The organism is Coriobacteriia bacterium (assembly GCA_018368455.1).
Classification (GTDB): Bacteria; Actinomycetota; Coriobacteriia; order Coriobacteriales; family UMGS124; genus JAGZEG01.
In genome coordinates, this window is sequence record JAGZEG010000001.1 from 39398 (window position 1) to 54209 (window position 14812).

General features: G+C 67.7%; 13 protein-coding genes. All 13 read left to right on the forward strand.

All coding sequences use genetic code 11. The features are described 5' to 3' along the window. Positions 1-81: 81 nt before the first annotated feature. The 13 genes from KHZ24_00170 to KHZ24_00230 all read left to right on the forward strand — a co-directional run bounded on the left by KHZ24_00170 (position 82) and on the right by KHZ24_00230 (position 14739). The gene (locus tag KHZ24_00170) at positions 82-1062 is read left to right on the forward strand and encodes a zinc ribbon domain-containing protein (GenBank protein ID MBS5449619.1); all 981 of its coding nucleotides are present in this window, start codon (positions 82-84) and stop codon (positions 1060-1062) included. Positions 1063-1268: 206 nt separating this feature from the next. After that, a complete protein-coding gene (locus tag KHZ24_00175) occupies positions 1269-1811 on the forward strand; it encodes a peptidylprolyl isomerase (GenBank protein ID MBS5449620.1) in 543 nt (180 codons plus the stop codon). Between the two features lie 54 nt (positions 1812-1865). Beyond that, a complete protein-coding gene (locus tag KHZ24_00180; protein MBS5449621.1) occupies positions 1866-3326 on the forward strand; it encodes a tetratricopeptide repeat protein in 1461 nt (486 codons plus the stop codon). Between the two features lie 138 nt (positions 3327-3464). Then, the gene (gene ndk, locus KHZ24_00185; protein MBS5449622.1) at positions 3465-3869 is read left to right on the forward strand and encodes a nucleoside-diphosphate kinase; all 405 of its coding nucleotides are present in this window, start codon (positions 3465-3467) and stop codon (positions 3867-3869) included. Between the two features lie 167 nt (positions 3870-4036). Next, positions 4037-5080: a rod shape-determining protein gene (locus tag KHZ24_00190; GenBank protein MBS5449623.1), complete on the forward strand. Its 1044-nt coding sequence runs from the start codon at positions 4037-4039 to the stop codon at positions 5078-5080. 31 nt (positions 5081-5111) lie between these two features. Continuing rightward, positions 5112-6104, forward strand: a complete 993-nt coding sequence (gene mreC, locus KHZ24_00195) for a rod shape-determining protein MreC (GenBank protein MBS5449624.1) — start codon at positions 5112-5114, stop codon at positions 6102-6104. Beyond that, positions 6101-6634, forward strand: a complete 534-nt coding sequence (gene mreD / locus KHZ24_00200) for a rod shape-determining protein MreD (protein MBS5449625.1) — start codon at positions 6101-6103, stop codon at positions 6632-6634. Before mreC ends, mreD begins: the two co-directional genes overlap by 4 nt. 70 nt (positions 6635-6704) lie before the next feature. Continuing rightward, positions 6705-8831 carry a penicillin-binding protein 2 gene (mrdA, locus tag KHZ24_00205; protein MBS5449626.1) on the forward strand — a complete coding sequence of 709 codons (2127 nt, stop codon included), beginning with the start codon at positions 6705-6707 and terminating at the stop codon, positions 8829-8831. Next, positions 8831-10036, forward strand: coding sequence for a rod shape-determining protein RodA (locus KHZ24_00210; protein MBS5449627.1), 1206 nt, complete (start codon positions 8831-8833; stop codon positions 10034-10036). Before mrdA ends, KHZ24_00210 begins: the two co-directional genes overlap by 1 nt. 24 nt (positions 10037-10060) lie before the next feature. Then, on the forward strand, positions 10061-11020 hold the full coding sequence (locus KHZ24_00215; protein MBS5449628.1) for a DUF697 domain-containing protein: 960 nt from the start codon (positions 10061-10063) through the stop codon (positions 11018-11020). A 7-nt stretch (positions 11021-11027) separates the two neighbouring features. Beyond that, positions 11028-12905 (forward strand): TIGR03960 family B12-binding radical SAM protein, encoded by a 1878-nt coding sequence (locus KHZ24_00220; protein MBS5449629.1) that lies wholly within the window; start codon positions 11028-11030, stop codon positions 12903-12905. Continuing rightward, positions 12902-13771: a TIGR03936 family radical SAM-associated protein gene (locus tag KHZ24_00225; GenBank protein ID MBS5449630.1), complete on the forward strand. Its 870-nt coding sequence runs from the start codon at positions 12902-12904 to the stop codon at positions 13769-13771. Before KHZ24_00220 ends, KHZ24_00225 begins: the two co-directional genes overlap by 4 nt. Next, positions 13753-14739 (forward strand): ribonuclease E/G, encoded by a 987-nt coding sequence (locus KHZ24_00230; protein ID MBS5449631.1) that lies wholly within the window; start codon positions 13753-13755, stop codon positions 14737-14739. Before KHZ24_00225 ends, KHZ24_00230 begins: the two co-directional genes overlap by 19 nt. The last annotated feature ends 73 nt before the right edge of the window (positions 14740-14812 follow it).

Sequence of the window (14812 nt, forward strand, 5' to 3'; positions counted from 1 at the left end):
CACGCCGGGGTGTAGAATCAGAGCCGAGCTTTCCGCCGTTTATTCGCAGCAACCAAACACACGCGAACGTAGGAGGCACTTATGAACTGCCCTCTTTGTGGGAGCGAGATAGCAAATAACGTCAAGTACTGCCCCGTCTGTGGCGCCGATGTCGAGGCAGCCCAGCGTCGCTCGTCCGGCCAGGCCGCCGGCTATGTCGACCAGACGCGCCGCATGCCTCCGCTGGAGGATCAGACGGCGCCGCGTGCCGGCCAGCGCCCGAGCCGCGCCGCTGTTCCCATGAACTCGTCCATGCCGCAGCAGCATGCGCCGCGTGGCCAGCAGCAGGCCGTGCGCAACTTCGACACGAGCCAGATGGGCGGGACGCCCAAATGGCCCATCGTGCTTATCGTGCTTCTGGCGCTCGTCATCATTGTCGCTATCGTGCTTATCGTCATCAACCTGGCAAAGCCTGCTACGTCTTCCTCCACGACACAGGCGCCCGCGGCGACTTCGAGCACCGTTGACGCCGCGCAGGGCACGAACGCCAACGCTCCTGCTACGGACGGCGCCACGCCGACGGAGCCTACGGATGTCCCCGCGGCTGATCAGCCCGCGACTGCCGCCGGCCTCTCCAATGCCGACGCCTTCGCCCAGCTGACGAACTACTACAGCCAGCTGGCCGGCTTCAACGACCGTATCTCCGCCGTCGCCGAGGACTTCAACTCTTCGTATCTGTCGAGCGACATCACCGTGCGCCAGAACTCGCTCGCCACGGCCCAGGCGCTGTGGGACGAGATCTCGGCTCAGCAGTCGGGTCTTGACCAGATGACGCTTGCTGACGGCTCCGCCTATGTCGACTCGCTCAACACGATGAAGACGCTCTACAACGATCTCGCCAACCGTATCCGCGTCCTCGTCGAGGCCTGGCAGGCTTCCGTCGACGCCGGTGACAACCCCTCTGCTGCCAGCGACCAGATCTCGTCCATCCTTGGCGCCGACAACGGCGAGGGCGGCGTCAACCGCTACAAGGCGGAGTACGATTCGCTGTACCCGTCGTCCGCTCCTGTCGAGGTTGCCTAGCAGTCACTTGCCCCGAGCCCGTACGTGCCAGGGGGCATGCGGGCTCCGCTCGTTTCACAGTACGTCGCCACCAGGGTTGCGGTCTTTCGGCATGAACGTGCCGTGGGGCCGCGCCCTGCGCTTCAAAACGCTATCATCTGTGCGATTGCAGCTTATGCGGCCCTTTTCGGGGTTCGCGTTGTCCACGTGAGAAAGCAGGGATGCTCATGCCGTTCGGAACGCCGCTTTACACGCCTACGTATCAGCCCGCCGGTGACGAGATCGCCGTGTTCGAGACCCCGCGCGGCACGATCGAGGTCAAGCTCGACGCTGCGGGCGCGCCCATCCACGTCGCCAACTTCTGCGAGCTCGCGGAGAAGGGCTTCTACGACGGCACGAAGTTCCACCGCCTTGAGCCCGGTTTCGTCATCCAGGGCGGCGACCCCAACACACGCGACATGACGAGCGAAGAGGTCGTCAGGGGCGGCCGCCCCGGTGCGCCTCGCCCCGGCACGGGCGGCCCCGGCTACTGCATCAAGGCCGAGTACCGCACGAACCCCAATAACAGCCATGAGGACTGCGCGCTGGCCATGGCCCGCTCGCAGATGCCCGACTCCGCTGGCTCGCAGTTCTACTTCTGCCTGGGCGCCCAGCACTTCCTCGATCCGAACTACACGGTGTTCGGCCAGACCATCTCCGGCCAGGATGTCATTCGCCAGCTGCGCAAGGGTGACGAGATCACCCACGTGAGCATCAAGCACGAGGCCTAATCAGCCGCTGTCGGCACGGTTTCACACGTAGTAACGTTTTCAAGGAGTCAAGCGGTGGACATCTCGACCTTCAATAGGGCAAAGCAGGCGTACGACGCCAAGGACTGGGAGACGGCTGCCCTGCTGTTCTCCACGTGCATGACCGGTCCGGGCGCCGGCGAGGCAGCACACCTGCGCGGCAACGCCCTCATGAGGCTCGGTCGCGTGCGTGAGGCCGTCCAGGCGTACCAGGTCGCCACCGCAGACACGGCGTATGCCAACCGTGGCGCTGTCTTTACGAACCTCGGCAAGGCCCAGGTTGCCCTCGGCGACTTCAGCGGCGCCGTCACGTCCCTGCGTCAGGCGCTCGACGACCCGAGCTACACGGGTTCGTACAAGGCGCTGCTCGCGCTGGGTGGCGCGTACTCCAAGCTCGGTGACCCTCGCAATGCCGGCGTCGCGTACCGCAAGGCGGCGCTCGAGGAGAACAACCCCGACCCCGCGAAGGCCCTCATCAACCTCGGTGTCTGCTTCGTTCAGCTCCACCGTCCGGCTGACGCCGCCGAGGCCTACCGCACCGCGCTCGATTTCTCGCAGGACGCCAACGAGCGCAACATGATTCAGGCGAACCTTGGGCAGGCGTACGTCGCGTCGAACCGTATGATCGAGGCCATGCAGGCGTTCAACGCCGCGCTCTCGAACGGCTACCAGCTCTCCGCCCCGGCCCAGGCCGACATGCAGAGGGCTCAGATGGCTACGAACTCGCTTGCCGGTGCCGCTGGCACGCAGGGCGGGAGCACGGCTGACTTCCTGTCGGGCTACGGCGCCCAGAGTTCCTCGGGCGGCTTCGATCCGCTCGACCCGCTTGGTCGTTCGGGCGAGGTCATGCCGTCGCCTGACGAGTCGGGCTTCTTCGATATCACCGACGAGGACATCGAGGCGGCCAGCAAGGCCAGCAAGAAGGCCACGAAGGGCAAGAAGGGCGGCTCGCGCCACATCGGCCTCAAGATCGCCATTGCTGTACTCGCGCTCGTGCTCGCGGCCTTCGTCGCGTGCATTGTGCTTTACATGCAGGGCATCGGCATGCCGTCGCAGCAGGTTGCTATCGACGGCGTGTTCGACGCGGCGTCGCAAGGCACGTCGGCGAGCGAATACTGGGCGACGGGCGTCTCCAGCACGTCGCAGCAGCAGGCTGTCGCGTCGATCGCGCGTGGCAGCACGCACGACATCGCCGGCATGGACGTTGCTGCGTCCGAGTCGACGGCGCTCGTCACCGTCACCCTGCCCGAGGGTGGCGTGCTGAACTACGACGTTACGCTTGCGCGCGAGGGCCTCGGCTGGAAGGTCTCCACCGTCTCCCAGGTCCAGATGTCCGTTGACGGCGCCACGTACCTCGAGGCCACGTCCGATCCCGTTGTCTCGGCTCAGCAGCCCGCTGCGACGGATCCTGCCGTGCAGGATTCCGCCGCGCAGGATCAGGCTGCCGCTGACGCTGCGCCTGCAGCCGAGGGCGAGGCTCAGCAGCCCGTCGCGTAGCCGCAGGGGCGCGCAGCTTATTGGTCCCACCGCGCTCTTCGCTCTCGGGCGGGAGCGCGTCCAGGTGGGGGAGGGGGCACGCTGGAGCATCCCCTTCCGCGCCGTATCCGTATCGTTTCGTCTGGGAAAGGAACCCACATGCAGGAGCAGACCTACATCATGATCAAGCCGGACGCTGTTGCCAACGGCCACATCGGCGCCATCATCGACCGCATCGAGCGCTCTGGCCTGAAGATCGAGCGCATGGTCCTCGAGAACGTCACGCCTGAGCAGGCTGCCGCCAACTACGCCGAGCACCAGGGCAAGCCGTTCTACGACGGTCTCGTGTCCTACATCACGAGCGGCCCCGTCGTGAAGATGGTCATCTCCGGCGAGAACGCCGTCGCCAATATGCGTCGCCTCATGGGCGCCACGGACTGCGCCAAGGCGGCTCCCGGCACGATTCGCGGCGACTTCGGCCTGTGCGTCGACCGCAACGTCATCCACGGCTCCGACTCGCCCGAGTCGGCCGAGCGCGAGATCGGCATCTTCTTCGGCGCGTAATTTAGCGCAATGCACGACCTGCGCGACCCCGGTGGGCTCTCCTGTAAGGAGGCCCTCGGGGTCGCACGCTCAGTCAGGCTGGGCGCGCCGTCGCGGCGGACGGGACCTCATGGTGGGTCTCGCGCGCCGCGATGACGTCCTTACCGCAGCGTTTGGATTGGTGGGCCATGTCGATCTTCGATAGCCTGTTCGGACAGTATGGCGGCGACCTCGCCATCGACCTGGGTACCGCGAACACCCTCGTTGCTACGCGCGAGCAGGGCATCGTGCTCAACGAGCCGTCCGTCGTGGCCATCGATCGCGACGAGAAGCGCGTGCTTGCCGTCGGCGCCGAGGCCAAGCGCATGCTCGGGCGCACCCCGGGCAATATCGTGGCTGTCCGGCCGCTCAAAGACGGCGTCATCGCCGACTTTGACGTGACGGAGGCCATGCTGCGCTACTTCATCGGCAAAGCTCACGAGCGGCGCTATCCGTGGACCCCGCGCCCGCGCGTCGTCATCGGCGTGCCGAGCGGCGTGACGTCCGTCGAGAAGCGCGCCGTGTTCGAGGCCGCCGTTCAGGCCGGCGCTCGCCAGGCGTTCCTCATCGAGGAGCCCATGGCGGCGGCGATCGGCGCCGACCTGCCCGTCGAGGAGCCCACGGGTTCCATGATTGTCGACATCGGCGGCGGTACGGCAGAGGTCGCTGTCATCTCCATGGGCGGCATCGTCGTGTCTCGCTCCGTGCGCACGGCGGGCAACGAGTTCGACCGTGCCATCCTCGAACACGTCAAGGACACGTACAACCTGAACATCGGCGAGCGCACGGCCGAGATCATCAAGATCAAGGTCGGTTCCGCCGCCCCGCTCGAGCGCGAACTCGACGTCGAAGTCAACGGCCGCGACGTCATGAGCGGCATGCCCAAGACGGTGCGCATCGAGTCCGAAGAGGTCCGTCGGGCACTGCAGCAGCCTATCGGCGAGATCGTCAAGGCCGTGAAGGACGCGCTTGACATGACGCCGCCCGACCTCGCGAGCGATCTCATGTACTACGGTATCTTGCTTTCGGGTGGCGGCGGCCTGCTGCGTGGCCTCGACCAGCGCTTGCGCGAGGAGACGGGCGTGCCCGTTAACGTGTCGCCCACGGCGCTCGAAAACGTTGTCAACGGCTGCACGCGTGTGCTCGAGGCCAATTCCCTGAACCGCTCCTACCTGCAGAGCAGCCGTTCATGATGCGGCGGCGTTCCCCGGGAGGCGATGCGCCATGGCGCGGCTGAAGCCACCGATCGGTGAGCCGGACGCGCCGTCCGGGGCGCTGAGGCTGCTCGTCGCGCTGTGCGTCGTGTCCGTCGTCATCGTGACGCTGTACTTCCGCGAGGGCCCCTCCGGCCCTGTGCACGTGCTGCGCAGCGCCGCCCAGACGGTTGCCGCTCCGTTCTCGTGGGCCGGCTCTCAGCTTGCCCGCCCATTTGTTGCGCTGGGTAACGTCGTGCGTAACGCAACAGCCGACTCGGCGACGCTGTCCGAGCTCGAACTGGAGAATGCCGGCCTTCGCCAACAGCTCGCACAGATGACGGAGTACGAGCAAGAAAACGCCCGCCTCGAGGAGCTACTTGATCTTACGAGCGCCTATGGCATGCGCGGCAAGGCGGCGCGGGTCATCGGTCGCTCTACGGATAGCTGGAACGACACGATCACGATAGACAAGGGCGCGACGGACGGCGTGAGGCTCGACATGCCTGTCACGTGCGGCACGGGTGTCGTCGGCCAGGTGACGTCCGTCGCGGCGACGTCGGCGACGGTTCGCCTCATCAGCGACCCCCAGTCGGGCATCTCCGCCATGCTGCAGAGCTCGCGCGCAAGCGGCGTCGTCAGCGGCTCGGTCGACGGCACGCTGCGCCTGCAGTACGTCGACTCGTCCGTCTCCGTGACTGTCGGCGAGCTGGTCGTGACGTCAGGTCTCGGTGGCGTCTACCCGAAGGGCCTGCCGCTCGGCACGGTGACGAGCGTGACGACGAACCCGTCCGACCTCTATCACGAGATCACAATCGATCCCGCTGCCGGCGGGTCTGCGAGCGTGCCGAGCTACGAGGAGGTGTTTGTCGTCATGTCGTTTGACGAAGCGACGGCCGACGCCCAGGCGGAACAGGTGCTTGCGGGCCAGACGGCCGATACAGACACGGCCGACGAGCCCGCGACTGACGCAGCGGCAGGGGACGCGACTGACGCCGGCGCCGAGGGAGGGGAGGCGCAGTGATAGGAGGCTCTGACACGAGCACGAACCGTCGCCACATGGCGGTCACCTGCGTCGTGCTCGTTCTCGCGCACCTCGTTCTCGCACCTCATGTCCAGGTGTTTGGCGCCGTGCCCGGCTTTCTTCTCGTGCTGACGGCCTGCCTTGCCTGCCTCGGGGGAGCTCGCACCGGAACGCTCGCCGGCTTTGTGCTCGGCCTGCTGTTCGACCTGACGGGCGCAGGCCCCGTCGGCCTCTCGGCCCTGCTCTGCGCTGTTGCCGGCTATGCCCTGGGCAATGCTCGCCCGGGGATGCTCGCCGAGGGCTGGCGCACGCCTCTGGCCCTGTTCGCCGCGTGCGCCCTGGCCTACAACGTGCTTTACCTCGTGTTCCTTCTCGTGTTCGGCACGAGCCTCGACGGGGGCTGGGCCCTGGTCGGTCGTGTCGTCGCCGGCACGGCCGTCGACGTGGTCGTCGGTTTCGTCGCGTTGTTTGTGCTGAATCGCGTTCTGGGATCGCGTCGCCTCACGTCTGACGGTATACGGTTGGGGTAGGCATGCGCTTGGCATGCGCGCCCCGTTCGCCCGCTTCGCCTCGACCTTCCAAGGAGGTGCGTTCGCGCCCGTGTATCGCTGGCTGCCCATAGTGCTCGGCATCGCGCTCGTCGGCGTCATCGTTGCCACGATCGTTGTCGTTGCACGCCATCGCTCCGAGCGGTTGCAGGCCGGCCTCGGCCCCCTGCGTGCGCGCGACCTCGACCTGCGCAAAGCCGATCCCGGTCCCGCGCGTCCCCCCGCAACGGGACCGCAGGTGGGCGCCGCGAGTAAGGAGGGGGACGGGGGCGCCGTCGAAGCCTCGCTGCGCACGCGCATCCGCGTCATGGAGGGCGTCGTCGGGGCGTTCTTCGGGGCGCTCGTCGTGCGCCTGTGGGGTATGCAGCTGCTGTCGAGCGACGATTATTCCGCCCAAGCGGAGAGGAACCTGACGCGCGAGGTCTCGACGAGGGCCCCGCGCGGGCGCATCCTCGACCGCAACGGCGAGGTGCTCGTCGGCAACCGCTCGTCCATGACGCTCGTGGCTGATGCCGACGTTGTGAACGACACGCGCGTCGTTCGCCGCATCTCCAACCTGCTCGGTATGCCCGACGTCGCGGTGCGCCGCGCCATCCAGAACACGACGGAGGGCGCGCAGTCCAGGCGTACCGTGCTCATCGACGTGCCCGAGCGCGCCGTGGCCTACGTCGTTGAGCACCCGGCGCAGTTCCCCGGCGTCTCCGTCGAGTCGCGCACCGTTCGCACGTACCCGCACGGCTCTCTTGCAGCGCACCTGCTCGGCTATTCGGGCACGATCACCGACCTCGAGGGCCAAAACTCGCGTGAGGGTAACCACATTCAGTACGTCTCGGGGGACATCGTCGGCATGTCCGGCATCGAGTACGAGTACGAGGGCGTGCTGCAGGGCGTGCGTGGCAGCCGCACCGTACACGTCGACGCCAACGGCACCGTCATCGGCACCGTGAGCGAGATCCCGCCCACGCAGGGCTCCGACGTGCGCCTCACCATCGACCTGAACATCCAGCAGGCGGCAGAGGACGCTATACAGACGGGCCTTGAGGTCGGGCGTTTCCTCGAGTTCGAGCCGACGGGCGCTGCCGTCGTGTGCATGGACTGCAAGACGGGCGAGCTGCTTGCCATGGCGAGCTGGCCGACGTTTGACCCCAACGCGTTCATCGGCGGTATCAGCACGGACCTGTGGGCCCAGCTGCAGGCCGAGGAGGCAAACACGCCGCTGCTCAACCGCGCCATCAACGGCCTGTACCCCTCTGCCTCCACCATCAAGCCGTTCACGGCGCTCGCCGGGCTCGCGTCGGGCCTCATCGGCTACTACACGCCGTTCTACTGCCCTGGCTACTGGACGGGCCTGGGCGAGCCGGGCATGTGGTGCTGGAACCACGACGGCCACAAGAACATCGACCTGCACACGGGCATCACGAACTCCTGCGACGCCGTGTTCTACGAGATAGCGAAGGCGGTCGCCTACTCTGACCAGCCCGAGGCGCTGCAGAAGATGTTCCGCCTGTGGGGTCTGGGCTCCCAGACGGGTATCGACCTGCCTGGCGAGTCTGCGGGCCGCGTTCCCGACGCCGAGTGGAAGTGGAACTGGTACACGAGCGCCGACGACCAGGCGCGCGCGTGGCAGCCGGGCGATACGGCAAACATCTCCATCGGGCAGGGTGACATCCTCGTGACGCCGATGCAGCTGTGCTATGCCTACAGTGGCCTCGTCGCGCACGGCACGCAGATGCGGCCGCACGTCATGAAGGAGATCCTGTCGAGCGAGACGCAGCAGGCCATCAAGACCGTCGAGCCGACCGTCGCCAAGAGCGTACCCGTGAGCGAGGAGGACCTGGCGTTCATCGACCAGGCACTCGTTGGCGTCATCTCGGAAGTCGGCAACGTCGGGTCGTACTTCGACGGCCTGCCCGTGCAGGTCATGGGCAAGTCGGGCACGGGCGAGGCGGGCGATGACCCGCTGAACACGCACGCGTGGTTCGTGGCGGCCGCTCCCGCGGACGACCCCCAGTATGTCGTCGCGTCGCTCGTCGAGCACGGTGGTGGCGGTGGCGGCGTGTCGACGCACATGTGCCGCCAGGTGCTCGGCGCCATCTACGGCGTACCCATGACCGACCCGATCGCGCTCGTCGTGGCGGGTAACGAGGAGAGGCGCAGCGAGGGAGGGGCGACGGACTGATGGCTCGCTTTGGCGCAAAGGGCATGCACGCGTCGAGCAGCGCAACGCGTCGCTCGCCGGGCGACGTCGTTCGCGATTTCGTGCTCGGCCTCGACGTTCCGGTGCTGCTCGCGACGCTGGCGCTCGTGGCGTACGGCCTCGTCGTCGTGTACTCCGCGTCTCTCGACATCTCCGACGCCTCGCTGTCCCGCCAGGCCACGGGCGCGGCCATGGGCCTCGTGGCGCTGGCGGTGTGCTACCGCTTCGACTACCGCAGGCTCTCTGATGCCGTGAAGCCCCTGCTCATCCTCGACTGCGTGCTCATGGTGTTGCCGCTCGTGCCGGGTCTGGCCTACCACGCCAACGGCATCAACGGCTGGATTCAGATCCCGTTCGTCCACCTGACGCTGCAGACGTCCGAGATCGCCAAGCCGGTCACGGCGTTTCTCATGGCGGCGCTCGTCGCTCGCTACGGCGGGCGCATGGACACGTTGCGCGACTACGTCAAGGCATGTGGCATGCTCGCCATCCCGTTCCTGCTCATCCTGTTGCAGCCCGACCTGGGGACGGGTCTCGTCGTACTCGTGGGCGGCGCCGTCGTCATCGTCGTCGGGGGAGCGCGCCGGAGCTGGGTCGTCGCGACGCTCTGCATACTCGTGGGTCTCGTTGCCCTCGTGCTCGTGACGGACAGCTTCGTCGACATGGCTCTTGGCGATGACCGTTCGTTCCTTAAAACGTACCAGATGAACCGCCTGCTTGTGTTTCTCGACCCGACGCACGACACGAGCGGCGCAGGCTACAACCTGCAGCAGGCGCTCATTGCCGTCGGGTCGGGTGGCGCGTTTGGCAAGGGCATCGGCGGGGCGACGCAGGCGAGCGCGGGCTACCTGCCCGAGGCACACACGGATTTCGTGTTCGCCCTGCTGTCCGAGGAGTTCGGCTTTGTGGGCGCGGTCCTTCTCATCGCGCTGTACCTCACGCTCATCTTGGCGAGCCTTCGCGTGGCGCTGCGCTGCGAGCTGTTGTTCGGCCGGCTGGCCATCGTCGGCATTGCGGCCATGTGGGCGTTCCAGATATTCGAGAACATCGGCATGTGCCTGTCGCTCATGCCCATTACCGGCATCCCGCTGCCGTTCATCAGTTATGGCTCGTCGTCGATGCTCGCGCAGCTCATGACCGTGGGGCTCGTGCTGTCTGTCGCGAGCCACCGCACGAAGGTGGGGTAGAAGGGATGCCAGAAGGGGGGCGCCGTGAAGATACCGGTCGGTGAGGTCGCCAAGATACTGTCAGCGCGTCGCGAGGCGGGCCAGGAGGCGCAGGGCGTCGTTCGCCTGTCTGTCATGGTGGCCCTCGAAGGGCCCGTCGAGCTGGGCCGCGCCGTGCGCGCGGCGCTCAGGCCGGCGCGCTCGGGAGGGCGCCTACATGTCGAGGGCTTTCGCTCGTCTCTGGCTCCGCAGGTCAACGCTCTGTCAGATGCTGCCGTTATCCTGTGCGCCCAGAGCGAGGGCGCCCCGGAGGCCGCGTCCGCCCTGTGGCGCAGCTATGCCCAGGCGGGCGTCCCGTGCGTCGTGTGCGGGCTGTTCGACGCAGCTGCTGAGGCCCAGGCGTGCGAGGCGCTGCTCGTGGGGGGCGGCGTTGAGGAGGGAGACCTGCTGCTGGGGCTCGACCCGACGACGGTGACGACCGCCCTGGGTGCGTGGCTCGTCGAGCACCTGCCCGAGGAGGCTGCCTCGGCTGCCGCCGCGAACTTCCCGTGCTGCCGTCGCGCCATGGCGCTGTCGCTCGTCACGGAGGCGTGCGGGTCGAACGCGGTCGTGGGCCTGCTCGACGTTATCCCCGGGGCTGACCTGCCCGTCATGACCGTGACGCAGGCGAGCCTTGCGCTGCGCATCGCCTCCATCTACGGCGTGCCGCTCACGGCCGAGCGCGCTCGCGAGCTTGCTGCCGTCGTCGCGGGCGCGTTTGGCCTGCGTGGCGTGGCGCGGGCCCTCGTGCGCGTGCTGCCGCTGCCCGCGTTCGCCGTGCGCGCGGGCGTCGGCGCGGGCGGCACATACGCTGTCGGTCGCGCGCTCATCGCATACTTTGAGCGCCTTGCTGACGCCGAGGCACCTGCCAGCATCGCTGTGCGCCCCCAGTCGCCTGCGTCCATCTCCGCCCCTGGCACGACCGCACCAACCTCCGAATCCAACCGAGAAGGGGAGGCCCGCTAGCATGCCCATGCCGACGCTTCGCGAGCGCGCGAGCCTGTGGGGCCGCGTCGAGCCGCTGCTCGACCTTGTAGAGAAGCCATCGCGCTACCTCGACCACGAATGGGGTGCCGTGCACGACGCCGAGGCGCCCTTCCGCGTCTGCCTCGTCTATCCGGACACGTACGAGGTCGGCCTGCCCAACCAGGGCCTCGCCATCCTGTACGGCATCCTGAACCGCCAGCCGGGCATGGCGTGCGAGCGCGCCTACGTGCCGTGGGTCGACATGGCTGCGCTCATGCGAGAGCACGAGGTTCCGCTGTGGTCGCATGAGTCCGCCTACCCGCTTGCCTCGTTCGATGTCGTGGGCTTTACGATCCCGCATGAGCTTGCCGCCACGAACTTCGTCGAGTGCCTGCAGCTTGCTGCCATCCCCGTACTGGCGTCTGACCGCACGCAGGATGACCCCATCGTGCTGGGCGGCGGCCCATCGGCCTACAACCCTGAGCCCGTGTGCGCGTTCTTCGACGCCATCCTCATCGGTGACGGCGAGGAGTCCATCGTCGAGGTGTGCGCGCTTATCCGTGACTTGCGCGCGGCCGGAACGCCGCGCGCCGACATCCTCGCCGCTCTTGCGCGCACCCCCGGCGTTTACGTGCCGAGCCTCTACGAGGAGGTGCGCGACGGGGTGGGTCGCACACACGTCGTGCCCCGTCCCGGCACGGATGCCCCGGCCGTCGTCACGAAGCGCGTCGTGGCCGACTTTGCTGCGACGGACCCGCTCGCCACGACCATTGTTCCCTACATGCAGATCGTGCACGACCGCGTAGCCGTCGAGGTGCTGCGCGGCTGTGCGCGCGGCTGCCGCTTCTGCCAGGCCGGCATGACATACCGGCCCGTGCGCGAGAGACCCGCCGACCAGATCGTTGCCGCCGTGGCGTGCGGCCTGGCGTGCACGGGCTACGACGAGGTGTCGCTGACGTCGCTGTCCACGACAGACCACTCGACGCTCGAAAACGTATTGCGTCGCCTCAATCGCGCTGTCTCAGGTACGGGCACGTCCATATCGCTGCCGTCGGAGCGCCTCGACTCGTTCGGCGTCGAGATGGCTGAGCTCGTGGCCGGCGAGAAGAAGGGCGGCCTCACGTTCGCGCCCGAGGCCGGCACACAGCGCCTGCGCGACGTCATCAACAAGGGCGTCACGGAGGACGACCTCATGAACGCGGTGCGCGCCTCGTTTGAGGCGGGCTGGCGGCGCATGAAGCTGTACTACATGATGGGCTTGCCCACGGAGACGGACGAGGACATCGTCGGCATCGCGCAGATGTCCGGGCGCGCATACGAGCTCGCCCGCCAGGTCACGCCGCCCGCCCAGCGCAGCGCCGTGCAGATCTCTATCTCGTGCGCCGTGTTCATCCCCAAGGCCGATACGCCGTTCCAGTGGTGCGGCCAGGTGCCGCCTGACGAGGTGCGCCGTCGCCAGGAGCTGTTGCGCTCCAGCATGCCCCGCCGCGGCGTCACGCTGCGCTACCACGACTACGCCAGCTCGTTTCTCGAGGCCGTGCTGTCGCGCGGCGGCCGAGAGCTCACGCCGCTCATCTGCGAGGCCTACGCCCGCGGCGCGCGCTTCGACGCGTGGACGGAGCAGTTCGACCTGCAGACGTGGCGCGACGCGGCCCAGGCGGTCGGCGTCGACATGGACGCCGTGGCCTGCACGCCGTTCGACGTGGGCGGGCCTCTGCCGTGGGACCACATCTCGGCAGGCGTCTCGTCGCGCTACCTGCGCCGCGAGTGGGAGCGCGCCCAGGCCGGCGTCACGACGCCCGACTGCACGCGCACAAACTGCACGGGCTGCGGCGTCTGTCCGTCGCTGCATGTCGCCAACGTCATAGAGGGGGTGCGCGCATGAGCGCCGCCAACGCCAACGAACCCACGCTGTTCTGCGCACGCGTGCGCTACGTCAAGCGCGGGCGCCTGCGCTATCTCGCCCACCTCGAGCTGCTGCGCACGATGGATCGCCTCGTACGGCGCGCTGGGCTCCCGTTCGCCGTGTCGCAGGGCTTCTCCCCGCGTATGCGCCTCGCGTTCTGCCCGGCGCTTCCCGTGGGCGTCGCCTCCGACGACGAGTGGCTCGATGTTACGCTGACGCGCCTCGTGCCGGCCGACGAGGTGCTCGCCCGGCTACAGGCAGCCTCGTGTGCCGATCTCATGCCGCAGCACGTCGCCTATGTGGATGTGCGCTCGCCCTCCCTGTCGGCCAACCTGACGATCGCGCGCTACGAGGCGCTTGTCCAGCTCCAGGATCCCTCGCTCAACATCGTGCCGGCTCCAGACGGCTTTGCCGAGCTCGTGCAGCGCGCGTGCGACGACGTCGTCGCGGAGGGCGCTGTCACCTATCTGCGCAACGGCAAGCCCAAGACCGTCGAGCTCGCGGAGAAGCTCGCCGAGCCTCCCGTCGCGCGTCCGTTCGTTGCGAGCGAGCTGCCGCAGGGCGACGCCCTCGTCCCGGAGGACGGCGCGGCGATGGGCGGGGCGCTCGTGCGCTTCGTGACGCGCTCGTCCAACGAGGGCGCGCTACGCCCTGACGTCCTGCTGGGGGAGGTACGCCGCCGTCTGGGGGCCATCTCGACCGCTGGGGGATGTCACGGGGGTGGTGAGGGGGAGGGTGCGTCCCCCGACGCCGTATCATCGACGGAGCAGTCGACGCGCGTGCGTATCGTGAGGCGCGCGCAATACCTGGAAAGGGAGGACGGCACATGGGTGCGTCCGATCTAGCGCTCTCGCCCGGCGACATCCTGCGCGGCATTGTCGACCACGTCGACGCTTCGCTCGATGCGTGCTTTCTTGACGGAGGTGCCCACGGCATGCTGTTCGTGCCGCTGGCGGGCCTGCAGCCCACAACCGTCTCCCGCACGGTGCCGGGCGCTCGCGTCTGCGCCCAGGTCGTGGCTCCCCAGCGCGGCAAGAAGCTGCCGCGCGCCTCGGTGAGCATCGAGTTCTCCGGGCGGACGAGCGTGCTCATCCTTGACGGCGCCGCGCTCACAGGCAAGAAGACGCCCCCGAGCGTCGAGGTGTTCGTCAGCAAAAAGCTCTCCGGCGTTCGCCGCGCCGAGCTCGCCACGAAGCTCGAGACCGCTTTCGCTGACGCGTCGACGGGGCTCCCCTCCATGCTGTCCGCCTGCGTGGGCCCGCTGACGGTCATCCTGCGCACTGCGGCTGACGACGTAGCGTGGGAGCAGGTGCTCTCCGCTGTCGTCGTGCAGATAACGGAGGCGGCGGCGTTTACGGTCATTGCGCGTGCTGGCTCGGAGCCTGCGCTGCTTATGGCCGAGAAGCCCGACGCCGACGGTGACGCGTCCATCAGCGGTGCACGCTTCTCGGCGCCCGAGGACATGCTCGATGGCCGCCGCATCGCACTGACGGGCGGTGGCGAGGTCGTGTTCGAGCGCACGGAGGCCATGTGGACCGTCGACGTCAACACGGCCCACGCGCACGCCGTCGACAAGGCCGACCTCATCAGCCAAGTCAACGAGGACGCAGTTCACGCTATAGGCGAGGCCATCGTCGAGTACGACGTCACGGGGCTCATTGCTATTGATTTCGTATCGGGACTAACATCGGCGGGTTTCAACGAGCTCGTTGACGAGCTTTCTGATATCCTCGGTTCCGACGGGGTCCATGTGTCAGCGGACGCGAAGCTCGCCGTGGCTATCATCGCTCGGCGCGGTACGCTCCATCGCTAGGCCCCCGGCCAGGCTCTCACAGACGGAACGAGAAGGGTTTGGGGATTTCTCCATGCCCCGTGGAGATACGGCA